This window comes from Terriglobia bacterium, assembly GCA_020072785.1.
GTDB lineage: Bacteria > Acidobacteriota > Terriglobia > Acidiferrales > UBA7541 > Acidiferrum.
Genome location: JAIQGG010000002.1, coordinates 834,605 through 857,325 on the forward strand (window position 1 = coordinate 834,605; position 22,721 = coordinate 857,325).

At 66.7% G+C, this 22,721-nt stretch carries 19 protein-coding genes; 12 read left to right on the forward strand and 7 right to left on the reverse strand.

Features of this window, described 5'->3' with window-relative positions; all coding sequences use genetic code 11:
• Nucleotides 1–51 precede the first annotated feature (51 nt).
• The 3 genes from murA to LAN61_06835 all read right to left on the reverse strand — a co-directional run bounded on the left by murA (nt 52) and on the right by LAN61_06835 (nt 5,582).
• Entirely contained in the window at nt 52–1,335 is a 1,284-nt protein-coding gene (gene murA / locus LAN61_06825; protein ID MBZ5540220.1) for a UDP-N-acetylglucosamine 1-carboxyvinyltransferase, read from the reverse strand.
• A 129-nt stretch (nt 1,336–1,464) separates the two neighbouring features.
• A complete protein-coding gene (murQ, locus tag LAN61_06830; GenBank protein MBZ5540221.1) occupies nt 1,465–2,367 on the reverse strand; it encodes an N-acetylmuramic acid 6-phosphate etherase in 903 nt (300 codons plus the stop codon).
• Between the two features lie 242 nt (nt 2,368–2,609).
• Nucleotides 2,610–5,582, reverse strand: coding sequence for a serine hydrolase (locus LAN61_06835; GenBank protein ID MBZ5540222.1), 2,973 nt, complete (start codon nt 5,580–5,582; stop codon nt 2,610–2,612).
• A gap of 149 nt (nt 5,583–5,731) precedes the next feature.
• Between LAN61_06835 and LAN61_06840 the strand changes: the two genes are divergently transcribed.
• A complete protein-coding gene (locus tag LAN61_06840; GenBank protein MBZ5540223.1) occupies nt 5,732–7,000 on the forward strand; it encodes a DUF1343 domain-containing protein in 1,269 nt (422 codons plus the stop codon).
• A 144-nt stretch (nt 7,001–7,144) separates the two neighbouring features.
• Here LAN61_06840 and LAN61_06845 read toward each other — a convergent pair whose 3' ends face one another.
• Nucleotides 7,145–8,548: an amino acid permease gene (locus LAN61_06845; GenBank protein MBZ5540224.1), complete on the reverse strand. Its 1,404-nt coding sequence runs from the start codon at nt 8,546–8,548 to the stop codon at nt 7,145–7,147.
• Nucleotides 8,545–10,002 (reverse strand): sodium:solute symporter, encoded by a 1,458-nt coding sequence (locus LAN61_06850; protein ID MBZ5540225.1) that lies wholly within the window; start codon nt 10,000–10,002, stop codon nt 8,545–8,547. Before LAN61_06850 ends, LAN61_06845 begins: the two co-directional genes overlap by 4 nt.
• Nucleotides 10,003–10,166: 164 nt before the next feature.
• Between LAN61_06850 and LAN61_06855 the strand changes: the two genes are divergently transcribed.
• From LAN61_06855 to LAN61_06870, 4 genes are all read left to right on the forward strand, one after another.
• Complete coding sequence (locus LAN61_06855) at nt 10,167–11,105, forward strand: hypothetical protein (GenBank protein ID MBZ5540226.1); 939 nt, start codon at nt 10,167–10,169, stop codon at nt 11,103–11,105.
• Between the two features lie 9 nt (nt 11,106–11,114).
• Nucleotides 11,115–11,906: a hypothetical protein gene (locus LAN61_06860; protein MBZ5540227.1), complete on the forward strand. Its 792-nt coding sequence runs from the start codon at nt 11,115–11,117 to the stop codon at nt 11,904–11,906.
• A 126-nt stretch (nt 11,907–12,032) separates the two neighbouring features.
• Nucleotides 12,033–12,329, forward strand: coding sequence for a PilZ domain-containing protein (locus LAN61_06865; protein MBZ5540228.1), 297 nt, complete (start codon nt 12,033–12,035; stop codon nt 12,327–12,329).
• A gap of 4 nt (nt 12,330–12,333) precedes the next feature.
• Nucleotides 12,334–12,924 carry a hypothetical protein gene (locus LAN61_06870; GenBank protein ID MBZ5540229.1) on the forward strand — a complete coding sequence of 197 codons (591 nt, stop codon included), beginning with the start codon at nt 12,334–12,336 and terminating at the stop codon, nt 12,922–12,924.
• A 91-nt stretch (nt 12,925–13,015) separates the two neighbouring features.
• On the opposite strand, the gene LAN61_06875 is transcribed toward LAN61_06870, so the two are convergent.
• On the reverse strand, nt 13,016–13,510 hold the full coding sequence (locus LAN61_06875) for a hypothetical protein (protein MBZ5540230.1): 495 nt from the start codon (nt 13,508–13,510) through the stop codon (nt 13,016–13,018).
• A 199-nt stretch (nt 13,511–13,709) separates the two neighbouring features.
• Here LAN61_06875 and LAN61_06880 point away from each other — a divergent pair, with 199 nt between their 5' ends.
• Together LAN61_06880 and LAN61_06885 are read left to right on the forward strand one after the other, a co-directional pair.
• Complete coding sequence (locus LAN61_06880) at nt 13,710–14,534, forward strand: YihY/virulence factor BrkB family protein (protein MBZ5540231.1); 825 nt, start codon at nt 13,710–13,712, stop codon at nt 14,532–14,534.
• A gap of 22 nt (nt 14,535–14,556) precedes the next feature.
• Complete coding sequence (locus LAN61_06885) at nt 14,557–14,847, forward strand: hypothetical protein (GenBank protein ID MBZ5540232.1); 291 nt, start codon at nt 14,557–14,559, stop codon at nt 14,845–14,847.
• Between the two features lie 164 nt (nt 14,848–15,011).
• On the opposite strand, the gene LAN61_06890 is transcribed toward LAN61_06885, so the two are convergent.
• A complete protein-coding gene (locus LAN61_06890) occupies nt 15,012–17,474 on the reverse strand; it encodes a sodium-translocating pyrophosphatase (GenBank protein ID MBZ5540233.1) in 2,463 nt (820 codons plus the stop codon).
• A 453-nt stretch (nt 17,475–17,927) separates the two neighbouring features.
• Here LAN61_06890 and bioB point away from each other — a divergent pair, with 453 nt between their 5' ends.
• From bioB to LAN61_06915, 5 genes are read left to right on the forward strand one after another with little or no spacing between them, the layout of a single operon-like run.
• On the forward strand, nt 17,928–18,905 hold the full coding sequence (bioB, locus tag LAN61_06895; protein MBZ5540234.1) for a biotin synthase BioB: 978 nt from the start codon (nt 17,928–17,930) through the stop codon (nt 18,903–18,905).
• Complete coding sequence (locus LAN61_06900) at nt 18,895–20,073, forward strand: 8-amino-7-oxononanoate synthase (GenBank protein MBZ5540235.1); 1,179 nt, start codon at nt 18,895–18,897, stop codon at nt 20,071–20,073. The genes bioB and LAN61_06900 overlap by 11 nt, the downstream gene beginning before the upstream one ends.
• A complete protein-coding gene (bioD, locus tag LAN61_06905) occupies nt 20,070–20,705 on the forward strand; it encodes a dethiobiotin synthase (protein MBZ5540236.1) in 636 nt (211 codons plus the stop codon). The genes LAN61_06900 and bioD overlap by 4 nt, the downstream gene beginning before the upstream one ends.
• A gap of 5 nt (nt 20,706–20,710) precedes the next feature.
• Nucleotides 20,711–22,009 (forward strand): adenosylmethionine--8-amino-7-oxononanoate transaminase, encoded by a 1,299-nt coding sequence (gene bioA / locus LAN61_06910; GenBank protein MBZ5540237.1) that lies wholly within the window; start codon nt 20,711–20,713, stop codon nt 22,007–22,009.
• A 60-nt stretch (nt 22,010–22,069) separates the two neighbouring features.
• A complete protein-coding gene (locus LAN61_06915) occupies nt 22,070–22,702 on the forward strand; it encodes a VTT domain-containing protein (protein MBZ5540238.1) in 633 nt (210 codons plus the stop codon).
• The last annotated feature ends 19 nt before the right edge of the window (nt 22,703–22,721 follow it).

A 22,721-nucleotide genomic window follows, 5' to 3' on the forward strand; every position in this document is an offset into this window, starting at 1 on the left:
GAAGGCAGAAGAGTGGGGATTTTTGTTTTTGCGGGGAGGCGATGTGCGGAGTTAGGAGGAGGGGGCGTGGACGCGGTGGATGTCCGCGCCGACGGCGGAGAGTTTTTCGACGATGCCTTCGTAGCCGCGGTCGATATGGTAGACGCGGTCGATGAGGGTTTCGCCCTGGGCGACGAGGCCGGCGAGGACCAGGGAGGCGCTGGCGCGGAGGTCGGAGGCGAGGACGGAGGTGCCGGTGAGGGGAGCGGGGCCGCGAACGACGGCGCGGCGGCCGTCGATGGAGATGTTGGCGCCCATGCGCATCATTTCGCTGGCGTGGAGGAAGCGGTTCTCGAAGATGGTTTCGGTGATGATGGAGGTGCCTTCGGCCTGAGTGGCCAGGGCCATGTACTGGGCCTGCATGTCGGTGGCGAAGCCGGGGTACTCCTCGGTGGTGACGTCGGCGGCCACGAGATTTTTGGCGGGGCGGACGCGCATGGTGCCGGGAGTGTCCGTGTCAATGCGCACGCCGGTCTGGCGAAGCTTCTCGAGGACGGCGCCGAGGTGTTCGGGGGCGCAGCCGGTGAGGAGGAGATCACCGCCGGTGATGGCGCCGGCGACGAGGAAGGTGCCGGCTTCGATGCGGTCGGGGATGACGGTGTGCTCGGCGCCGTGCAGCTTATCCTTGCCGCGAATGCGCAGGGTGGAGGTGCCGTCGCCGGAAATGTCCGCGCCCATCTTGCGGAGGAGCTCGAGGAGGTCGGTGATCTCCGGCTCGCGCGCGGAATTTTCGAGGATGGTTTCGCCCTCGGCGAGAGCCGCGGCCATGAGGATATTTTCCGTGCCGGTGACGGTGATCTTTTCAAAGACGATGTGCGCGCCCTGGAGGCGGCCGCCTTTGGGTACGGCGGCTTCGACGTAGCCGTGGCTGGTGGTGATCTCCGCGCCCATTTTTTCGAGGGCGGAGAGATGGAGATCCACGGGGCGGGCGCCGATGGCGCAGCCGCCGGGGAGGGAGACGCGGGCCTTGCCGAGGCGGGCGACGAGCGGGCCGAGGGTGAGGATGGAGGCGCGCATGGTGCGCACAAGCTCGTAGGGAGCTTCGGCGTCGTTGAGGGTGGCGGCTTCGATGAGGTAGTCGGTGGCGGGAAATTCCTGAGTGAAGACGTGCGCGGACATGTGCGCGAGGAGTTTGCCCATGGTGATGATGTCGCGGACGCGGGGGATGTTGTGGAGCTTGACGGGTTCGGCGGTGAGCAGGGCCGCGGCCATCAACGGCAGCGCGGAGTTCTTGGCGCCGCTGATGGCCACCGTGCCGTGCAGCGGCTTGCCGCCGCGAATGAGGAATTTGTCCATGGGCCGTCTTTGTACCGTCCTTGATTTCTGTGACCGCGAAGCGGTCAACGTTTCGACGAAATGCTCGTTGAAACGTTACCTTTCTTACTGGAAAGGCCGCGGGGCTTCGCCCCGCGCTACAGGTTTCCGCTACTCGCCGAGCGCGCGGCGGAGATTGCCGCCGGCGCGCCGCAGGAGAGTGCGCGCTTCGCGAGCCGTGACGCCGCGCTTGAGCATGACCAGCGCGGCGCGGAGATCATGTCGGGCCTGACGCAGGGCGTGTGCCGCGGCAGACGGCCGGCGGCCGCTTGCTTCGCTGAGGATGCGCAAGCCGCGCCGGCGTAACTTCCGATTGGTCAGCGCCACGTCAATCATCCAATTATCGTACACATGGCCGAGGCGCGCCATCGCGGCGGTAGAGAGCATGTTGAGGACCAATTTCTGTGCGGTGCCGGCTTTCAGGCGCGTGGAGCCGGTGAGGACTTCGGAGCCGACGGCAGGAACGATGGGGATGCGGGCGGCGCGGGCCAGGGACGAACCGGGATCGGAAGTGATGGCCACGGTGACGGCGCGGCGCTGGCGTGCATAGGCGAGCGCGCCGAGGACGTAGGGAGTGGCGCCGCTGGCGGCGATGCCGACGACGACGTCGCGGGCGGTGAGGTTCTTGCGCCGCAGGTCGCGCGCACCGTGGGGGTAGGAATCTTCCGCGCCTTCGACGGCGCCGGTGAGGGCGCGGCGGCCTCCGGCGATCACCGCCTGCACGAGGCGGGGGGAGGTGCCGAAGGTGGGCGGGCACTCGGCGGCGTCGAGGACGGCGAGGCGGCCGCTGGTGCCGGCGCCGACGTAGAAAAGCCTGCCGCCGCTGCGGATGGCGCGGACGATGGCGTCCACGGCGCGGGCGATCGCGGGAATTTCGCGGGCGACGGCGCGGGGGACCTTGGTGTCTTCGCGGTTCATCACGCGGAGAATTTTTTCCGAGGAGAGGCGGTCCAGGCCGCGCGAGGCGGGGTTGCGCTGTTCGGTGCGGCGGACGGCGTTCTTGCGGGGAGGCATCGCCGCATTATACCCGCGGGATGAGCGGATGCGCGGGCGATGCGTGGGGAAAGAGTGCGGAAAGTGACATCTTTTGCGGCCGGGGTGGCGGGAGAGGGGAGAAGAAGGAAAAAGATAACGCAGAGACGCAGAGGGCGCGGAGAAGGACGCAGAGAAAATAGGGGAGGAGGGGAGTTGAGATGCGGAGACCCCGGAAAAAGCGGGCGGGGGCTTGGGAGGAGAGACGCCAAAAGGAAAGGATGTCAGCGGGGGGCGGAGGCGGGGGAGGCGGCCGCGGGGGCGAGGCCCAGACCCTGGAGGACGGCGTCGTGGACGGCGGGGCGGACGTCGGCGATCTTGTGGTTTTCGCGGGTGGGGTGGACGCGGTTGGTGAGCAGGATGACGAAGAGCTGGCGATCGGGGTCGATCCAGATGGAGGTGCCGGTGAAGCCGGTGTGGCCGAAGCTGTGCGGCGAGAAGAAGTGTCCGCTGGAGGAGTTTTCGGTGGGCACGGCCCAGCCGAGGGTGCGCGCGCCGTTGGCGAGCTTTTCCGGGGCGGTGAACTGTACGACGGTCGAGCGGCGGAGCAGGCGGTGGTGGGCGTAGATGCCGCCGTTGAGGAGCATCTGGCAGAAGACGGCGAGATCCGGGGCGGTGCTGAAGAGGCCGGCGTGTCCGGCGACGCCGCCCATGACGAAGGCATTTTCGTCGTGGACCTGGCCCTGGACGAGACGCTTGCGCAGGATCTTGTCGAATTCGGTGGGGGCGATGAGCGGCCAGAGTTTTTTCGGGGGATTGTATTGCGTGTCGTGCATGCCGAGGGGCACGAAAAGCTGCTGCTGGGCCAGTGCGTCGAGGGGCTGGCCGGTGAGGCGCTCGATGATTTCTCCGAGGAGGATGATGCCCAGGTCGGAATAGACCTCTTTGGCGCCGGGCTCGGATTCGAGCGGCTCGGCGAAGATCGCGGCGAGGGTTTCGCGCTTGCTTTTGGAGGTGCGCCAGTATTCCTTGAAGGGCGGCAGGCCGGAAGTGTGCGTGAGGAGATGGCGGGCGGTGACGCGGTGGCGCCATTCGGGCTGCGGGCCGGTCTTCCATTCGGGGAGATAGCGCTCGATGGGCAGGTCCAGATCGAGAGGAACGGGGAAGTCCCCCTCGACCAGGCGCGCGGTGAGCGTGGTGGTGCTGACGACTTTGCTGAGCGAGGCGATGTCGTAAATGGTGGCGGGGGTGACGGCGGGAGATTTGGCGGCGTAGCTGAGGTTGCCGAAGGGGTGCACGGCGAGCTTGCCGCGGTAGCCGACGGCCAAGACCGCGCCGGGAAAGGCTTTGTCGGCGACGGCACGCTCGATCACGCCGTAGGCCGGGTGGAGCAGGGCTTCGCCGCGGGTGTCCATGGGCTCGAGGGTCATGGGATTGGCGGGGAGAGCGATGCCGTCGCCGGCCTTGAGATTGGCGGCGGGAATGCTGACGGGCAGGCGCCCGGCGATGGCGATCTGGCCGAAGAGGGCGCGCGCGGCGGAGATCTGCACGACATCACTGATGCCCATTGCCGCCAGCCAGGTTTCCGCCTGGGGAAAGCGCTCGATGAGATAGGGGCTGCCGAAGCCGATGCAGACGACGGGCTTGCCGCTGGAGAAGACCTGCCGGACGAGCGCGGCCTGCTCCGCGGGAAGTTCGACGCTGCCTTTGCGGTCGCTGACGCGGACGAAGAGGGCGACGATGGCTACGTCATAGCTGCCAGGAGGCGGGAGCTTGACGGTTTGGGCCAGCACGAATTGGGTGTCGGTGCGCACGGTGGTGAGGGAATCGACGCGCCAGCGCAGCTCGCGCTCGAGGTCTTCGGCGGGGTAAGGTTCGGGATCGCCGGAGACGGCGAGAAGGAGTGCGCGAACGGGCTTGGTGGGGTCGAGAGGGAGAAGGTGCGCGGTGTCGCGGAGCAGGGTGATGCCGCGGTCGCCGATGTCTTGCGCGGCCTGCTCGAAGCCGGTTTTGGCAAAGTGGTTGTTGAGTGCGTTGACGTCCACCAGGCGATTTTTCTGGAGGCCGAGGCGGGCCTTGGCGCGGAGAATGCGGCGCACGGATTCGTCGAGGCGCTGGCGCGGGATGCGGCCGGAGGCCACGGCGTCTTTGAGGGCTTCGAAGGCGGCGTTGGGCACCGGGGGCATGAGCAGGCAATCAGCGCCGGCGAGGACGGCGCGCACGGCGGCTTCGCCGGGGGCGTAGCGCACGGTGATGCCACCCATGTTCATGGCATCGGTGACGATGAGGCCGTGGAAGCCGAGTCGCTGGCGCAGCAGGCCGGTGAGGATGTTGGAAGAGAGCGTAGCGGGCGTGTCGGGATCGGGCTCCAGAGCGGGGACGGAGAGGTGGCCGGTCATGATGGAGCTGACGCCGGCGGCGATGGCGGCGCGGAAGGGCGCGAGCTCGAGCCGGTCGAGGCGCTCTTTATCGGCGTGGACCACAGGGAGATCGAGGTGCGAGTCGGTGGAGGTGTCGCCGTGGCCGGGGAAGTGCTTGGCGGTGGCCAGGGCGCCGTTATCCTCGACGCCGCGGATGAACTGCGTGACGAATTGGGAGACGCGCGCGGGATCTTCGCCGAAGGAGCGGGTGTTGATGATGGGATTGGCGGGATTGCTGTTGACGTCGGCATCGGGGGCGTAAATCCACTGGATACCGGTAGCGCGGGCTTCGAGAGCGGTGATCTTGCCCATAGTGTAGGCGTCCTGCGGGCGGCCGGCGGCGGCGACGGCCATGGCCATGGGGAAGGAGGTGCCTTCGTCGAGGCGCATGGCGGTGCCGCGCTCGAAGTCGGCGCCGATGAGCAGGGGAAGCTTGGCCATGGACTGGAATTGGTTGGCGAGGACGGCGCTGGGGTAGGCCTGGCTTTTGACGATGCCCAGGGGCGAGATCAGGGTGGCGTTGATGAGGCCGCCGACGTGCAGCTTCTGGATGTCGTGCTGGAGTTCCGCGTAGGGCGCGCGGTCGGTAGCCAGCAGGCTGCCGTGATAGGTGGTGAAGAGCAGCTGGCCGACCTTTTCCTCGACACTCATCTTGCGGAGTGTGGATTCGACCCACTTCTCGGCGGCGGGAGAGAGGCGGCGCTGGTCCGGCTTGGCTTTTTTCGCGGCTGGAGCCGGGGGTTTCGCCTGCGGTGTGGAGCGGCTGTGGCTGCGCGAAGTGTTGGCCATAAGAAGAAGCAGTGGAAGAAGAAAGAGTCCGGCGATGCGTCCTTTCATCGAGTGCGTATCTCCCGGTTGACGCCCCCCGGTTGACGGCAAGACCCTGCGTCTGTATATAGCACAGGGCCAGTGCGCTCACAACGCAGCGCGGGCGGCGGCGTTCCAGCATATCATTGTGGGCGGTTCGGGGAAGAGACAGGAGAAAAATGGGGCTGAGGAGAGAAGGTTGGTTTCGTGGGGCGCGGGTGCTGCTGGTGATTGCGGCGTGCCTGCTGGGGAATTGGCCCGCGGCCGCGGCGAAGCGCGGGGCAGCAAAACACGCCGCAGGCAAGCGCGGGCGCGGAGTGCGCACGCAAACGGGGCTGGACGTGCTAGAGGCGGAGAAGTTTGCGGCGCTGCGCGGGAAGCGCGTGGGGCTGATCACCAACCACACGGGGGTGGACGCGCAAGGCCGCTCGGCGATCGAGCTGCTGGCGCACGCGCCCGGCGTGCACCTGGTGGCGCTGTTCAGCCCGGAGCACGGCATTGCGGGACGCGCCGATGACAAAGTGGCGGGTTCGAAAGATCCCGCGACCGGACTGCCGGTCTACAGCCTCTATGGCGAGACGCGGCGCCCGACCGAGGAGATGCTGCAGGGCATTGACGCGCTGGTCTTCGACATCCAGGACGCGGGCGTGCGGTTCTATACCTACACGACGACGATGGCCTATTGCATGGAGGAAGCCGCGAAGCAGGGGATCGCGTTTTACGTGCTGGACCGGCCCAATCCGCTGGGCGGGGAGATTGTGGAGGGGCCGGTTCTGGACCCGGATAAGACCAGCTTCACGGGCTATTTTCCGCTGCCGGTGCGTTACGGGCTGACGATCGGCGAACTGGCGCAGCTCTTCAACGCGGAGAACAAGATCGGGTGCGAGCTGCACGTGATTGCCATGCGCAACTGGCGGCGCGGCGCGTACTACGACAATACCGGCGTACGCTGGATTCCGCCTTCGCCGGCCCTGCGCACGCTGAAGGGTGCGGTGCTCTATCCCGGGCTGGAGATTCTGCAGAACGCGAATCTGTCGGTGGGGCGGGGCACGGAGATGCCGTTCGAGAAGTTCGGCGCGCCGTGGCTGGACGGCGAGCGCGTGGCCGCGGAATTGAACGCGCGGCGGTTGCCGGGGCTGAAGTTCAAGGCGGCGCCGTTCCTGCCGGGGGCGGGGCCGTACAGGGGGCAACGCTGCGGCGGCGTGGCCGTGCGGGTGACCGACCGCAACGTGGCGCGGCCGCTGCGCATGGGCATGGAGATCGCGACGGTGCTGAAGAAGCTATACCCGCAGCAGTTCGATGCGGGGAAGATGCTGCTGCTGTTGGGCAACACCGCGACGGTAGAGATGCTGGAGCAGGGCGCGGCGCCGGAAGAAGTGGTGCGCAGCTGGGCGGCGGATCTCGCCGCGTATGAAACGCTGCGGCGGAAGTATTTCCTCTACAAATAGAGAATGCAGAGCGCGAAGAATCGCAACATCCAGTATTTCAAACACAGATGGTGGAAATCTTTTGGGTTCGACTTCGTCGACCCTTCAGGATGACAAGTGCGCAGGAGTTTGCGCGGGGTGTGAAGTGCGCTGCGGGAGAGCGGCTCAGGCGGGAGTTTGGTAGCGGGTCCAGCGGCGGTAGAAGGGCAGGCCGGCGAGGATTACGAGCAGGCCGATGGAAGAGCGGCCGGGGCGGTCGAGCCAGAGATTGACGGTGAGGGCCAGAGCGCCGGCGACGAAGAGGCCGGGGACCCAGGGATAGCCCCAGCAGCGGTAGGGGCGGGGCAGGTCCGGCTCGGTGCGGCGCAGGCGGAAGAGAGCCACGACGGCAAGGCCGTAGAAAATCCATCCCGCAAAAATGAAGAGGTTGGTCAGCTCCTCGAAGGTGCCGGTGAGGGCCATGACGCTGGCCAGGACGCCCTGAAAGACGAGGGCGCGGCCGGGAGTGCGGAACTTGGGGTGGATGCCGCCGGCGATGCGGAAGAAGATGCCGTCGCGGGCCATGGCGTAAGGGACGCGGGCGCCGCTGAGGATGGAAGAGTTCATGGAGCCGAGAGCGGAGATGGCCATCGCCAAGGTGATCCAGATGGCGGCGTTGCTGCCGGCGACGCGGGCGACGACGTCGGAGGCCACGTGCGCCGAGGCGGCCACTTCGCCGAAGGGGAGCACGCGCAGGCAAGCAGCGTTGAAGAGCAGATAGACCAGGGCGACGAAGGCCACGCCGCCGACCAGGGCCCGGGGAAAATTGCGCTGCGGATCCTGCACCTCCGAGCCCACCAGGTTCAGATCTTCCCAGCCGTCATAGGCCCACAGCGCGGCGGCCAGGGCCGCGAGGAAGGCCCCGAAGACGCCGCGATCGAGCGCGGCGGGCCAGATGGGACCGGGCGCGGCGTGTGCGGCGTGGGATGGCGCGAAAAGCGCCACGCCGATAACGATGAGCACGGAAAAAACCTTGATCAGCGTGAGCCCCACCTGGACACGGCCGCCGAGGCGCACGCCGAGATAGTTGATGCCGGTCATCAGGGCGAGCCACAGGACGGCCAGGGGTTGGGCCCAGGTGAAGACGAAATCGTAGGGCGGAATCCAGCGCTGCAGACCCGGGAGGGCGATGTGCACGGTGAAGAGCGGCGCGGCCACGGCGGGCAGGAGAAAGCCGAGAAAGCGCATCAGGCCGGCGGCGATGGAGGCGGCGGAGGCGGTGCGGCCGACGATGGAGTGCATCCAGCCGAAGAGGAAGCCCCAGACGGGACTGAAGCCGCGGCGCAGATAGGCGTATTCGCCGCCGGCCTCCGGGATGGCCGCGCCGAGTTCGGCGAAGGCGAGGGCGCCGAAGAGCGAAAGCACCGCGCCGACGATCCACGCGGCAAAGACCACGGAGACGAAACGGCCCTCGCGGGCCATCTCCGCGGGCTTGAGGAAGATGCCGGTGCCGATCATGGTGCCCACGACGATGGCCGCCGAGGACCAGGTACCCAGGCCGCGGACAAGCTCGAGGCGTTTCTCGGTCATGCGGGTCCCATCTCCGGCGGGTGATCTTCCCGCGGGGCTGCCAGGCGGCTGACGGCGGCGCCGGCGGTGTAGGTAATGGCCGCGCCCAGTAAGACGTACCACGTGAAGGCGACCGTGGTAAAGGCATGGATGGCGAGTACGGCGGCGAGGCCGGCGAACATGCCAACCAGCGCGCCGTTGGGAGTGGCGCGGCGGTCGAGCGTGCCGAGGAGAAACAGGCCGAGCAGGCTGCCGAAAGAGATGGAAGCCACGGTGAGGCCGGCTTTGAGGAGCGGACCCCAGTTGACCAGGCCGAAGCCCAAGAGCACGCCGCCCCAGACCAGGGTCATGCGTCGCGAGAAGCGCAGGAAGCGCACGGGGTCGCCGGAGCGGCCGCGCAGGGCGGCGAAATCGAAGACGCTGGAAGCGGCGAGGGAGTTGAGGGAGCCGCTGGCGTTGGACATGGCCACGGCGAGGATGGAGGCGAGGAGCAGGCCGGCGAGGCCGGGGGGCATTTCGCGGACGAGGAAGAGCGGGAGGACGCGGTCGGTGCGCTCGCCGGGAGCGAGAAGCGGGGTGTGCTGGGCGAAAACGAAGAGGAGCACGCCGATGAGCAAGAATACGGCGAACTGCGCGAGGATGATGACGCCGCTGGCGAGGAGGGCGCGGCGGCTGTCGCGCTGATCGCGGGCGGCGAGCAGGCGCTGCACGATGGTCTGGTCGGTGCCGTGGCTGGCCATGGTGAGAAAAGCCCCGCCGAGCACGCCGGACCAGATGGTGAATTCGGTGGAGAGGTTCCAGGAAAAATCGAGGAAGCGCAGCTTGTGGCCGGAGGCCGCGGCGGTCTGCGCGACTTCCGTCCAACCGCCGGGAATGCGGTGAAGAAGGACGAAGAAGGTGACGGCGGAGCCGGTGAGATAGAGGAGGAGCTGGGCGACGTCGGTCCAGATGACGGCTTTCATGCCGCCTTCGAAGGTGTAGAGGATGGTGAGGGTGATGACGAGGACTACGGCGAGACGCTCAGAGGTGCCAAGGACGACGCTGACAACCAGGGCGATGGCCGAAACGCGCACGCCTTCGGCGACGGCGCGGGTGACCAGAAACGTAGTGGCAGCCACGGAGCGCATGCGTTCGCCGAAACGCTTTTCGATGAGCTCGTAGGCGGTGTAGAGCTCTCCGCGGAAATAGCCGGGAAGCAACAGGAGGACGATCAAGACGCGGCCGAGCAGATAGCCGAAGACGAGCTGAAGGAAGGCCAGGTTGCCGGTGTAGGAGAGCGCCGGGGTGCCGATGATGGTCAGCGTGGAGGTTTCCGTGGCCACGATGGAGAAGGCCAGGGCCCACCAGGGAGCGGTGCGCCCGCCGAGAAAATAGTCGTGGACGGTGTGCTGGCCGCGGCGGAAATAGACGCCGAGGGAGGTCACGCCCAGAAGATAGGCGACGACGATGGCCAGATCGATGGGATGGATGCGCATGCGGTGCTTGCGCCGCGCGGCCCGGCAGAGGCCGCGGGGAAGCGGGTTGAGGATAGAGGGGGAAGTGCGGGGCGTCAAGGGAAGGGAGCGGGGCTGCAGACTTTTTGGCGACGCGGGGGCGGAGAAGAGCTACGTTTCGCGCCGTTCTGGCATATGCTTTTGCTATGCGCTGCGTTTTGGGGCTGGACGGCGGGGGGACGAAGACCGAGTGCGTGCTGCTGGACGAGCAGGGGCGCGTGCAGGCGCGCAGCCGCTCGGGACCGTCGAATCCGCTGCGCGTGGGGGTGGAAGCGGCGGTGGCGGCTGTGGAAGAGGCGGCGCAGGCGGCCCTGGTTGCAGCGCAGGCGGCGCGTGCAGATGTGGCCGCGCTGGTTGCGGGGCTAGCAGGCGCGGGACGCGCAGAGATGGCGGAGCGGATGCGCGCGGAACTGCAGCGTGGCTTCCCGGGTTGCGCGGTGAGGGTGTGCACGGACCTGGAGCTGGCGCTGGTGGCGGTGGGCAAGAGTCCGGCGGTGGTGCTGGTGGCCGGAACGGGTTCCGCGGCGATCGGGCGCGACGCGGCCGGAAACGTAATGCGCGCGGGCGGCCTGGGACCGAGCACGGGCGATGAGGGCAGCGCGTACGACATTGGGCGCAAGGCGGTAGCCGCGGCGCGGGAAGAGCGGGAGCGCAGCGGCGTGGAATCCGCGCTGGGGCGGAGGATTCTGCAGGGGCTGGGAGTTTCGTCGTGGGAGGAAGTGCAGGCGCGGGCGCGGGAAGCGGCGGATGAGATCTACCCGCGGGTGTTTCCGTATCTCGCGGAAGAAGCTGCGGCCGGTGACGCGACGGCGCAGGGTCTTCTGCGCGAGGCCGCGGCGGAGCTGGCCAGGCTAGCGGGCGGGCTGGCCGAGCGCATGGGGCTCGGCGGGATGCCGTTTGCGCTGGCCAAGGCCGGCGGGCTCATCGGGCGCAGCGCGTATTTCGATGCGCAGCTCGACGAACGGCTGCGCCAGGCGGCGCCGCAAGCGAAAATCTGCCTGCCGGCGGTGCCGCCGGCGGAAGCGGCGGCGCGGCTGGCGCTGAAATTGGCGGGCGGAGCGGGGCGCGGCGCGACAAAGCAGTGACGGAGCAGGATGGAAGACCAGAGCACAATTCGCGAGCGGGCGCTGACGGCGAGCGGGGAAGAGCTCGCGGCGCTGCTGCAGCACTCCTCGCCGGACGTGCTGCGGGCGCTGCTGGACAACCGGGCGCTGAAGGAAGCGCAGCTGTGCCGGCTGCTGGAGCGCAAGGATCTTCCGGGAGAAATTCTCGAGGAAGTAGCGCGGCGCAAGGCGGTGCTGAAGAGCTACCGGGTGAAGCGGGCGATTGCGTTTCATCCGCACGCGCCGCGGCTGGTGAGCCTGCGGCTGCTGCGCGACCTGTATCTGATGGATTTGGTGCAGCTGGCGCTGCTGCCCGGAGTTTCCGCGGAGCTGAAGCGCCAGGCGGAGGAGCAATTGCTGGCCCGGATGCCGCAGATTGCGCTGGGGCAGAAGGTGACGCTGGCGCGGCGCGGTCCGGGACGCGTGGCGGGGGCGCTGCTGGCGGAGGGGCATGCGCACGTGCTGGCGGTAGTGCTGGACAATCCGAATTTGAACGAAGGGCACGTGCTGAAGGTGCTGGCGCGGGAGAAGCTGCCGGAGGCGGTGCTGCAGGCGGTGGCGCACCACCGCAAGTGGTCGGTCTCCTACAACGTACGGATCGCGCTGGTGCGGAATCCGGCTTCGCCGCTGGGGGTGGTGCTCAGTTTCTTGCCCCACCTGACGCTGAGCGACCTGCGGGAACTGGCCGCGCCGGGGCTGCTGGCGGAAAGTTTGCGCAAGTATCTGCAGGCGGAAGTGGCGCGACGGATGCATGCGGGAGCCGGGGAGAAGGCGGAGAAGTAGCAGGGTGGCGGGAACAAATCCGGATGGCGCGGTGTCCTGTAAGGTAGACTGCGCATGCCGGCGGGGGGCGTGGCGCGCCGTATGGGCAACAGAGAACTGAGGGAGAGGAATCTGGAGCGGCGGAGGATGCCGCGGTTTGCATGCAGCGTGGAACTGGAGATGGAGTGGGGCTCGGAGCGGCTGCGCGGGCGAATTTGCGACGCCAGCGCCAGCGGCATGTTCATCGAATCGGCGGACCCGCTGTGGGTGGGCGCGGGATTCCGTGCGTGGCTGACGCTGGACCAGCCGGTGCAGGTGGATTGCTTCGTGCGGCGGGTCGAGGCGGGGCGGGGCATGGGAGTGAGCGTGGCGCTGCCGGAAGAAGGGCCGCGCCAGCACTATCAGCAGTTTGTACAGGCGCTCGCGCGGAGCGAGCCGGGATAAGGTCATGAAGCGCTGTCTGGAGTGCGGCGCCGAGCGCGGCGCGGAGCAGTGCCCAGGCTGCGGGCTGACGGCCGCGGCCGCGGAAGTGCTGCTGCTGCGGCGATTGCTGCGGCGGACACTGGTCTTTCTCGGCGGTTCGCTGCTGTTTCCCTACATCAGCCAGATCTATCCGCCGCTGGATCTCGACGCGATGATGGTGTTCTACGGCATCGTCTTTTTCCTGGCGATCGCCCTGGCGGTGCTGATCGAGCGGCGCACGCGCAGCCACGGCGAAGTGGAGGTGCTCAAGCGCATCTATTTTGGGATCATCCCATTGCCGTGGGTGCTGGCGGCGACACTGTTCGTCAACGGGCGGCTGGACACGGGCAAGCCGGAGTTTCATCCGACGATGGTGGTGGGGAAGTTCGAGATGAAGGGCATCGTGCGGGGCAGCCGGCGGCTGGTGGTGCCGTCGTGGCGCGCGGGGCACCGCGTCGAGCGGCTGGCGGCGGAGGCCGACGATTTCGACCGCTTTCGCGACGGCGACGCGATCGTGGTCGGGGTCATGTCCGGGGCGCTAGGGATCCCGTGGCTGTACGGGGTGTACCGGAGATAAGGAATTAAAGAATCAGAGAAGTAAAGAAGTAAAAAAATAAAAAAAGAAGAAGGAAGAAGAAAGAGAACAGGCAGGAATGCCTGTCGTACGATCAGTAGATGGGGCGGCCGTCGGCGCGCTGCGGAAGCTGGATTTCGACAGCGTGACCCTTCTTGCCGAAGCGGAAGCGCACACGGTGCAGCGGGCCGACGTCGCGCTCATTCCATTCTGTAATCTCCACGGGTTTTTCCGGGAGTTCCGCCAGCGGCCATTCCAGCGATGCGCCCTTAGTCTGTGTGACCGCGGAGCGGTCAACGGGGACGAACTTCTGGGGGTCCAGATCGAAGACCTCCTGCTCGCGGAGATCCACGAGCAGGTAGCGCTTCCAGAGGCGGATGAGGATCCAGCCGCGGCGGCCTTCGGCGTGGTAGGCGTTCCAGGATTTCGGAGGCTCATTGTCGAATTTCAGGATGGCAAATTCCACCGGCTTCCAGAGGAGCTTCTTTTCCGGGGCCTGCGCGCGCGCGGGGGCGGCCGAAGACAACAGGGCCGCCGCGAGGAGCAGGCAGGCGAAGGGAAGCGGCAGGGAAGCAGTCCGGGAGCTCATGCGCGGCACGGTTGGGGCGCGAGCACTGCGCTGGGGGTTGCGGGCTTTGCCGAAATGGCCACGACGTGGATCCTCGGTCGGTCGAAGGAGTCGCAAACAGTTTACGCTTGCGCGGCGTTCGGGGCAAACGCCGGCTTAAGAGCAGCGAAGCGCGACAGTCCAGGCAGGTATACTAGTTAGGATGCTTTCCTCGTCCGGATTGAGCGCACGCGTCTACCGCATTATCCGCCGGGTCTTTCCGCGCTGCGGGATGATTTCGCAGGCCATCGCATTTAACCTGTTTCTGGCGTTTTTCCCGACGCTGCTGATCGCCATCGCCTTTGCCACCAGCCCGGCGGGGGGGCGCGCCAATCTGCCCGAGTTGATCGCCGACCTCACGAGTTTTCTTCCGCCGGGCAGCCAGCAGTTCGTGGAGGAATATCTGATCAAGCGCGGACCGCACGCATGGAAATGGGTGCTGGTGGGCTGGACGGGAACGCTGCTGGCGGGCTCGCAGGTGATGAAGTTGGTGATGGAAGGCATTCACGTGATCTACGGGGACCACGAGCGAATCGGCTTCTGGCACCGGCAATTCCGGGGACTGGTGCTGCTGCTGGTGACCCTGGTGCCGATGCTGGCGGCGTCGATCCTGGGCGTGCTGGGAAGGCCCTTGCGGCACTGGTTGGCGGAAGAGTTTGGGCGGCGCAGCCTGCTGCATAATAGCTGGACGGTGCTCTTCCAGGTCGCCGCGATCCTCCTGAGCATGACCGCGCTGACCATAATTTACCGGGTGGCGCGCCCGGCGGAGCACGGCCTGCGCGGGGTGCTGCCCGGAGCGGTGCTGGCCACGCTGCTGTGGTGGTTCGCGGACCTGCTCCTGGGCGGCTACGTGCGCAGGATGCAGTACGGGCAGGTTTATGGGGGATTGGCCGCGGTCATCGGACTGATGGTGTGGATGCAGCTCTCCGCGGTGGTGATTTTCCTGGGCGCGGCGTGGAATGCGGAGAGGGATTCGCGGCGGCGCAAGGCGGAAGCCCACGATTGAAGCGCCCGTGGTGGAGGCGGCCATGGCGGAAAAATCCAGCACAGAAAAAACGGTTCAGGTGGAATGCTACGCGGGGTATCGCGCCGACGAGCGGCCCGTGCGCTTCGTTCTGGACGGGCATCCCTACGAGGTCACTTCCGTTGAGGACCAGTGGTATTCGCCCGGCGCGGCCTATTTTCGGGTGATCGCCACGGACGGCAACCGCTACATCCTGCGCCACGACGAAGCCCAGGACGTGTGGAGCCTCACCGGTTTCCGCGCCACGCCCGCTTCACCTCCGCCCGGCACCGACGACACCGGCACGGTGCACTGAGCTGCGCAGCGACAAAGACCGCCCTCTGAAGAGGGCGGCTATAGCATCCCGCAGGATGAAAGAGCGAGAACGGGCAGGATCGATCGTGCCCTTGCGCAAAAATGAAACGGGGCGGCTGGTGGCCGCCCCGTTTCGCTTTTAACTGCCAACTGTGGACTCGCTCTCTAGTGCGCTTCCGAGCGGATGCGCATGCCGTAGAAGGAGCGGTAGACGAAGGTGAAGGAGATGACGAAGAAAGCCGCAGCCAGGACGTGGGTCAGTGCGCCGCCGGTCTCCGAGGTGAGCTTCACGGCCAGTTCGACGGCCAGCAGGCCGAAGAGGGTGGTGAACTTGATGACCGGGTTGAGGGCAACCGAAGAGGTGTCCTTGAAAGGATCGCCGACGGTGTCGCCCACGACAGTGGCGTCATGCAGCGGCGTGCCTTTCTGCTTGAACTCGACCTCGACGATCTTCTTGGCGTTGTCCCAGGCCGCGCCGGCGTTGGCCATGAAGATGGCCTGGTACAAGCCGAAGATGGCGATGGACAGGAGGTAGCCGATGAAAAAGAAGGGATCGACGAAGGCGAAAGCCAGGGTGGCGAAGAACACCGCGATGAAGATGTTCAGCATGCCCTTCTGCGCGTACTGGGTGCAAATCTGCACGACCTTCTTGCTGTCGGTGACGGAAGCCTTCTCGACGCCCTCCAGCTTCATGTTGGCTTTGATGAATTCCACGGCGCGGTAGGCGCCGGTGGTGACGGCCTGGGTGGAAGCGCCGGTGAACCAGTAGATCATGGCGCCGCCGGTGACCAAGCCGAGGACGAAAGGCGCGTGGAGGAGCGAGAGCTTGTCCACGCCGGAGGTGAGGCCCTGGGTCAGCGCCATGATGATGGAAAAGATCATGGTGGTGGCGCCGACGACCGCGGTGCCGATGAGCACGGGCTTGGCGGTGGCCTTGAAAGTGTTGCCGGCGCCGTCGTTCTCTTCCAACAGGTGCTTGGCGCGGTCAAACTTCACGTCGATGTTGAAGTCCTTCTTCAGCTCTTCCTTGATGCCGGGGAGATGCTCGATCAGCGAAAGCTCATAGACGGACTGAGCGTTGTCGGTGACCGGGCCGTAGGAGTCCACGGCGATGGTGACCGGGCCCATGCCCAGGAAACCGAAGGCCACCAGGCCGAAGGCGAAGACCGGCGCGGCGATCATCAGGTTGGCGAGGCCGTGCAGGCTGACCAGGTAGCTGATGGACATCAGGGAAACCATGGACAAGCCCAGGTAGTAGGCGGAGAAGTTGCCGGCCACGAAGCCGGACAGGATGCCCAGAGACGCGCCGCCTTCCTGCGCCGAACTGACCACTTCGCGGACGTGGCGGGAGTCAACGGAGGTGAAGACCTTGACGAACTCCGGAATGATGGCGCCGGCCAGCGTGCCGCAGGAGATGATGGTGGCCAGCTTCCACCATTGCGAGGAATCGCCGCCCAGGGCCGGAATGATCAGGGAAGAGACGACGAAGGTCAGGATGATGGAGACGAGGGAGGTGATCCAGACCAGGGAAGTGAGCGGGGCCTCAAAGTTCATCTTGTCGGCGTGGGCGTAGCGGGCCTTGGCGATGGCGCCGTTGAGGAAGTAGGCGGCGGCGCTGGCGATGAGCATGACGATGCGCATCACGAAGATCCACACCAGCAACTGGACCTGGACGGTGGGGTTCTTGACGCCCAGCAGGATGAAGGTGATGAGGGCAACGCCGGTGACGCCGTAGGTCTCGAAGCCGTCGGCGGTCGGCCCGACGGAGTCGCCGGCGTTGTCGCCGGTGCAATCGGCGATGACGCCGGGGTTGCGTGGGTCGTCTTCCTTGACCTTGAAAACGATCTTCATCAAATCGGCGCCGATGTCCGCGATCTTGGTGAAGATGCCGCCGGCGATGCGCAGGGCGGCCGCGCCGAGGGATTCGCCGATGGCGAAGCCGATGAAGCAGGGCCCGGCGTAATCACGAGGAATGAAGAGCAGGATGAAGAGCATCATCAGCAGTTCGACGCTGATGAGCATCATGCCGATGCTCATGCCTGCTTCCAGGGGAATGTCGTAGATGGGATAGGGCTTGCCGCGCAGGCTGGCGAAGGCGGTGCGCGAGTTGGCGAAAGTGTTCACGCGGATGCCGAACCAGGCCACGCCGTAGCTGCCGGCGATGCCGATGAGGCTGAAGAGCAGGATGATGGCCACGCGCATGGCCTCAAACTTCAGGAGCACGCCGAAGTACAGGATGATGACCACGGCGATGAAGCTCTCCAGCAGCAGCAGGAACCTGCCCTGGGTGACCAGGTAGGTCTTGCAGGTCTCGTAGATCAGCTCGGAGATCTCGCGCATGGCCCGGTGCACGGGCAGGTTCTTCAGCCGGGTGTAGATGGTCAGGCCGAAGAGCAGACCGAAGACGCAGAAGAGAATGCCGATGGTCAGCAGGCGGTGGCCATCGATGCCGAGGAACTGGACCTGTGAGAGGTCCGGGAGCTTCAGGGCGGCCTCGCCGCCGGCGGCTTCCGGGGCGGGCTGGGCCAGAACGACGGGCGCGGTGATCAGCAGCAGGGCGGCGAGTGCCGCCAGGGTCTTCGCGGCGCGGCCGCGGAAAGACCAAAGGGTGGTAAGCCAGTTGCGCATGCGAACTCTATCCTCCATAAAAAATCGAACTTCAGCACGAAGCCATATCTGGACACTTCTTGCCGGCACCGAATTTCTACCGGACGCTTGTTCTAGAAGCGGCGCGGAGCAGATTGCCGGAGATGAATGCAGGCCTCCACAGCAAATACGCGAAAGGAGTGCTGAGCTTGCGCTCGCAGCGCCTCCGAATTCCGGCGGCACGGCGGGCAGGGAGCTTCCCGGTCCCCGCGAGCCCACAAGCAAAGTGAACTTTTATAACATTTTGCGCGGGGTTGGTCAAACCATGGGCGGGGTTGGCGATGGGGCGCAGGAGCCCGCCGGGGCGCGAGGCTGGGGGCCGCCGGCTTCATCAAAAACGGCAGGAGCATGAAGGCACCGAGCGATGGTACCATTTCTTTTTTGTTCGAAGCTTCATCCGGTCATCTTAGGGAACGAGGGATCATGCAGACAGGCATGCGGGCAGGCGCGCCAGGGCTTTTGCGCCACGATTGGAAGCGGGAAGAAGTAGCCGCGATCTACCGGCTGCCGCTGCCGGAGCTGGTTTTCCGGGCGCAGAGCGCGCACCGCGAACATCACGCGCCGGAGTGCGTGCAAACCTGCCAGCTCATATCCATCAAGACCGGAGGCTGCCCGGAAGACTGCGCGTATTGTCCGCAGAGCGCGCACTACGACGCGGAAGTGAGCGGGCACGGGCTGTTGGACCCGCAAGAGGTGATTGCGGCGGCGAAAGAGGCGGCGGGGCGCGGGGTGACGCGCTTCTGCATGGGCGCGGCGTGGCGGGAAGCGCCGCAGGGGAAAGAGTTCGAGGCGGTGCTGGAGATGGTGCGCGGCGTGGCGGCGGCGGGATTGGAAGTGTGCTGCACGCTGGGCATGCTGCGGGAAGAACAGGCGCAGCGGCTCAAGGACGCGGGGCTGACGGCCTACAACCACAACCTGGACACCTCGCCGGAGTTCTACGGCAACATCATCACCACGCGGGTGTATGAGGACCGGCTGCGCACGCTGGCGGCGGTGCGCAAGGCGGGCATCACGGTGTGCTGCGGGGGCATTCTGGGCATGGGCGAGAGCGAGCAGGACCGCATCGGCCTGCTGCAGCAACTGGCCACGCTGCAGCCGCATCCGGAAAGCGTGCCGGTGAACATGCTGGTGCGAGTGGAGGGCACGCCGCTGGCCGATGTGCCGGCGCTGGACCCGCTGGAGATGGTGCGCGCGATTGCCACGGCGCGCATCCTGATGCCGGCCTCGCGGGTGCGCCTGGCCGCGGGGCGCAAGCAGCTTTCGCCGGAGGCCGTGGCGCTCTGCTTCCTGGCGGGAGCCAACTCCATCTTCGTGGGAGAACGGCTGCTGACCACGCCGAATCCCGGCCCGGACGAGGATTACCAGATGCTGGAAGCGCTGGGAATGAAGCCGCTCGAACCGCATGCCCACTAAGACCCACGCCCGATTGCGGCAAGAGCTAGAGCGCGAGTTGCGCGCGCTCGAAGCGCGGCGGCAGCGGCGCACGCTGGCCGCGCCGGCCGGCGTCAATCTATGCTCCAACGATTATCTCGGGCTAGCGGAGAATGCGGAGCTGCATGCCGCGGTGGTGCGGGCGGTCGAGGATACGCTGCGCGTCGGCGGCACCGGCTCGCGCCTGCTCTCCGGGCACAGCGCGGTTTGGGAGGAGCTCGAGGAGGAGTTTGCGCGCTTTGCGGGAACGGAGGCGGCGCTGTATTTCGGCAGCGGGTATGCGGCGAATCTCGGGCTGCTCGGGGCGCTGCTCGGCAAGGACGACCTGGCCTTTTCCGACGCATTGAACCATGCCAGCTTGATCGACGGCCTGCGGCTTTCCGGGGCGCGCAAGGTGGTCTACCCGCATCTCGATCTGGGGGCGCTGGAGTCCGCGCTGCGCGAGCACGCCGCCGCACCCGGGCGCAAGGTCATCGTCACGGAAAGCGTTTTCGGCATGGACGGCGACTGCGCGCCGATCGCGCAACTTCTGGAATTGGGGGAGCGGCACGGCGCCGGGCTGATCGTGGACGAGGCCCACGCCACGGCGGTGCACGGCCCGGCGGGGCGCGGGCTGGCAGCGGCGGCCGGCGCGGAGCAGCACGCGTGGGCGGTCCTGCACATGTGCGGGAAGGCGCTGGCCAGCGCCGGGGCGTTCGTCTGCGGAAGCGAACTGCTGAAGCAGATGCTGGTGAATCGCGCGCGCCCGCTGATCTTCAGCACGGCCATGCCCCCGTATCTCACGGGGCAGATCCGCGCGGCGCTGCGCCTGGCGCGGGCCATGGACGCGGAGCGGGCCGCGCTGCTGGAGCGTTCGCGGAGCTTTGCGGCGGATCTGCGCAGCGCGGGCTGGAATACGGCGGGCAGCGCTTCGCAGATTGTTCCGGTGCTGATCGGCGGGAACGGCGAGGCCATCGCCGCAGCGGAACACCTGCAGGCCGCGGGCTTTGCCGTGCGCCCGATTCGCCCGCCCACGGTACCGGAAGGCACGTCGCGGCTGCGGCTTTCGCTTACTTCCGCGATTACCGCGGAAACGCTGCAGCGGCTCGGCGCGGCGCTGAAGGACTGGCGCGAGCAGCGTCCGCAGGGCGCCGCCGTGATCCACGCATGAACAAGCACTTCTTCGTCACCGGCACGGACACGGGAGTCGGCAAGACCGTTCTCTCGGCGGTGCTGTGCGCGGGGCTGGATGCCTGGTATTGGAAGCCGGTGCAGACCGGCACGGCGGAAGGTTCCGACCGGGCGACGGTGATGCGCCTGGCAGGCATCGGCGCGGAGCGCACCCTGGAGGAGACGTATTCCTTTGTTCCGCCGGTGTCGCCGCACCTGGCGGCGCACTGGGCCGGCGTGAGGATTGAGCTGGAGCGCTTCCGGGTCCCGGCGGAGGTCGGCGGGCAGTGGCTGATCGTGGAGGGAGCGGGCGGACTGCTCGTGCCGCTCAACGACCGGCAGTTCATGCTGGACCTGATCGTCCGGCTGCACATGCCGGTGATTCTCGCCGCGCGCAGCGGACTGGGCACGATCAACCACACGCTGCTTTCGCTGGCTGCGCTGCACTCGGCGGAAGTTCCGGTGCACGGCGTGGTGCTGATCGGCGAACCCAACAAGGACAATCGCGCGACCATCGAACGCTACGGCCACACCCGGGTGCTCGGGGAAATTCCCATGCTCGCGCAATTGCACCGCAGCGCGCTGCTGCAGGTCTTTCTGACCCAATTTGACCGCGACGCCTTCCCGCGATGAAGTCCATGCGCCCCGCTCTTCGCATCTGGCATCCCTTCACGCAGGCGGCGCTGGACCCGCCGCCGCTGCGCGTGGTGCGCGGCGAAGGCGCGCACCTGATCCTGGAGGACGGCAGCCGCGTGGTGGACGCCATCTCCTCCTGGTGGGTGAACCTCCACGGCCACGCCCATCCGCGCATCGCCGCGGCCATCGCCGCGCAGGCGCAGAAGCTGGAGCAGGTGATCCTCGCGGGATTCACGCACGATGCCGCGGAGGAGCTGGCGCAGCGGCTGCGCAAGTGGCTGCCGGCCGAGCTGACGCACATGTTTTTCTCGGACGACGGCTCGACGGCGGTGGAGGTGGCGCTGAAGCTCGCCGTGCAGTACTGGAGCAACCTGGGACAGGCGGAGCGCAACGAGATCGTGGCGCTGGAGCACGGCTATCACGGGGACACCGTGGGGGCCATGTCCGTGAGCGACGATTCGCCGTTTACCGCGCCCTTCCGGGAGATGCGTTTCCCCGCGCACCGCGCGCACTCCGCGTATTGCCACCGCTGCCCGGTGGGACTGAAGAGAGAGTCGTGCGGCATCGACTGCGCCGCGAGTCTCGAGAAGCTGCTGGCGGAGCGCGGCGAACGGATCGCGGCGGTGATCGTGGAGCCGCTGCTGCAGGGCGCGGGCGGAATGATCGTGCACCCCGTGGAATTCCTGCAGAAGGTGCGCGAACTCTGCACGCGGCACGGCGTGCTGCTGATCGCGGATGAGGTGCTCACCGGCTTCGGGCGCACCGGGAAGATGTTCGCCTGCGAGCATGCCGGCGTCATGCCCGACCTCATGTGCCTGTCCAAAGGGCTGACCGCGGGGTTTCTGCCCATGGCCCTGACGCTCACGACCGACCGTGTGGAAGCGGCGTTCCGCAGCGAAGACCGGCTGCGCACGTTTTTTCACGGGCACTCCTTCACCGGGAACGCGCTGGCTTGCGCGGCGGCCTGCGCCAGCCTGCAGATCTTCGACGACGAGCCGGTCTTCGAGCGCATCGCGGGGATCGCCCGGATTCATGCCGAGCGGCTGGCGCAGCTGAAGGGGCATGCGGCGGTGGGGGAGGTGCGGCAGATCGGGACCGTGGCGGCCGTCGAGCTGCGCGCCGAAGACGCCGGCTATCTTTCCAGCCTGCGCCCGCGGCTGTACCGCTTTTTCCGCGAACGCGGGGTGCTCCTGCGCCCGCTGGGCAACGTGATTTACGTGCTGCCGCCATACGTGATCGAGCCGGGCGAGCTGCATCGCGTCCACGACGTGGTCGCCGAGGCGATCCAGACGCTGCTCTGACGAGTGGGCGCGCGCTGGCGCTCCCTGCTAAACTGGCAGGAAGCCAGGGAGGGATCGGGTTTGCCATCGAAGCTGGTTCTGGTGCGGAACAAAATTGCGGCGTTTGCCGGCGGCCTGGGCGCCACCGGACTCTTTACCATCTCCTTTCTCGATTCCTCGGTGCTCAGTTTTCCGATCCTCAACGATCTTCTGCTCATCGATTTGTCCATCAAGCATCCGGCGCGCATGCCGCTCTATGCGCTCTCGGCAACGGTGGGGTCGGTCGCGGGCTGCGTCCTGCTCTACTTTCTGGCGCGCAAGGGCGGGGAAGCGCTTTTCCACCAGAAGGCCGGGGGGCGCGCGGGCGTCATCCGCCACTGGGTCGAGCAGAACGGATTTTTCGGGGTGTTGATTGCCGCGCTGCTGCCGCCGCCGACGCCGTTCAAAGTGTTTGTCTTTGCCGCGGGCGTTTTCGAAGTGCCGTTGCTGCGATTTATCCTGGCGGTTCTCTCGGCGCGGCTGTTCCGCTATTTCGGCATCGGCTACCTGTCCATCCGCTACGGCGCGGACGCTTTGCCCTACCTCGCGCACCACAAGCTGCATGTGACGGTGCTGGTGATCGGACTGGTGACCGTGAGCTACATGCTTTCACAGATTGTGCTGAAGAAGCGGCATCCCGAAACACCCCCCGCGGCAAAATCCGACCAGGTTTAAGGGATAGGCAGAAGGAGCG

Excerpts from the sequence above, each read along its gene's own strand:
- murA (MBZ5540220.1), bottom strand. The coding sequence starts at position 1,335 with ATGGACAAATTCCTCATTCGCGGCGGCAAGCCGCTGCACGGCACGGTG.
- murQ (MBZ5540221.1), bottom strand. The coding sequence starts at position 2,367 with ATGCCTCCCCGCAAGAACGCCGTCCGCCGCACCGAACAGCGCAACCCC.
- LAN61_06835 (MBZ5540222.1), bottom strand. The coding sequence starts at position 5,582 with ATGAAAGGACGCATCGCCGGACTCTTTCTTCTTCCACTGCTTCTTCTT.
- LAN61_06840 (MBZ5540223.1), top strand. The coding sequence starts at position 5,732 with ATGGGGCTGAGGAGAGAAGGTTGGTTTCGTGGGGCGCGGGTGCTGCTG.
- LAN61_06845 (MBZ5540224.1), bottom strand. The coding sequence starts at position 8,548 with ATGACCGAGAAACGCCTCGAGCTTGTCCGCGGCCTGGGTACCTGGTCC.
- LAN61_06850 (MBZ5540225.1), bottom strand. The coding sequence starts at position 10,002 with ATGCGCATCCATCCCATCGATCTGGCCATCGTCGTCGCCTATCTTCTG.
- LAN61_06855 (MBZ5540226.1), top strand. The coding sequence starts at position 10,167 with ATGCGCTGCGTTTTGGGGCTGGACGGCGGGGGGACGAAGACCGAGTGC.
- LAN61_06860 (MBZ5540227.1), top strand. The coding sequence starts at position 11,115 with ATGGAAGACCAGAGCACAATTCGCGAGCGGGCGCTGACGGCGAGCGGG.
- LAN61_06865 (MBZ5540228.1), top strand. The coding sequence starts at position 12,033 with ATGCCGCGGTTTGCATGCAGCGTGGAACTGGAGATGGAGTGGGGCTCG.
- LAN61_06870 (MBZ5540229.1), top strand. The coding sequence starts at position 12,334 with ATGAAGCGCTGTCTGGAGTGCGGCGCCGAGCGCGGCGCGGAGCAGTGC.
- LAN61_06875 (MBZ5540230.1), bottom strand. The coding sequence starts at position 13,510 with ATGAGCTCCCGGACTGCTTCCCTGCCGCTTCCCTTCGCCTGCCTGCTC.
- LAN61_06885 (MBZ5540232.1), top strand. The coding sequence starts at position 14,557 with ATGGCGGAAAAATCCAGCACAGAAAAAACGGTTCAGGTGGAATGCTAC.
- LAN61_06890 (MBZ5540233.1), bottom strand. The coding sequence starts at position 17,474 with ATGCGCAACTGGCTTACCACCCTTTGGTCTTTCCGCGGCCGCGCCGCG.
- bioB (MBZ5540234.1), top strand. The coding sequence starts at position 17,928 with ATGCGGGCAGGCGCGCCAGGGCTTTTGCGCCACGATTGGAAGCGGGAA.
- LAN61_06900 (MBZ5540235.1), top strand. The coding sequence starts at position 18,895 with ATGCCCACTAAGACCCACGCCCGATTGCGGCAAGAGCTAGAGCGCGAG.
- bioD (MBZ5540236.1), top strand. The coding sequence starts at position 20,070 with ATGAACAAGCACTTCTTCGTCACCGGCACGGACACGGGAGTCGGCAAG.
- bioA (MBZ5540237.1), top strand. The coding sequence starts at position 20,711 with ATGCGCCCCGCTCTTCGCATCTGGCATCCCTTCACGCAGGCGGCGCTG.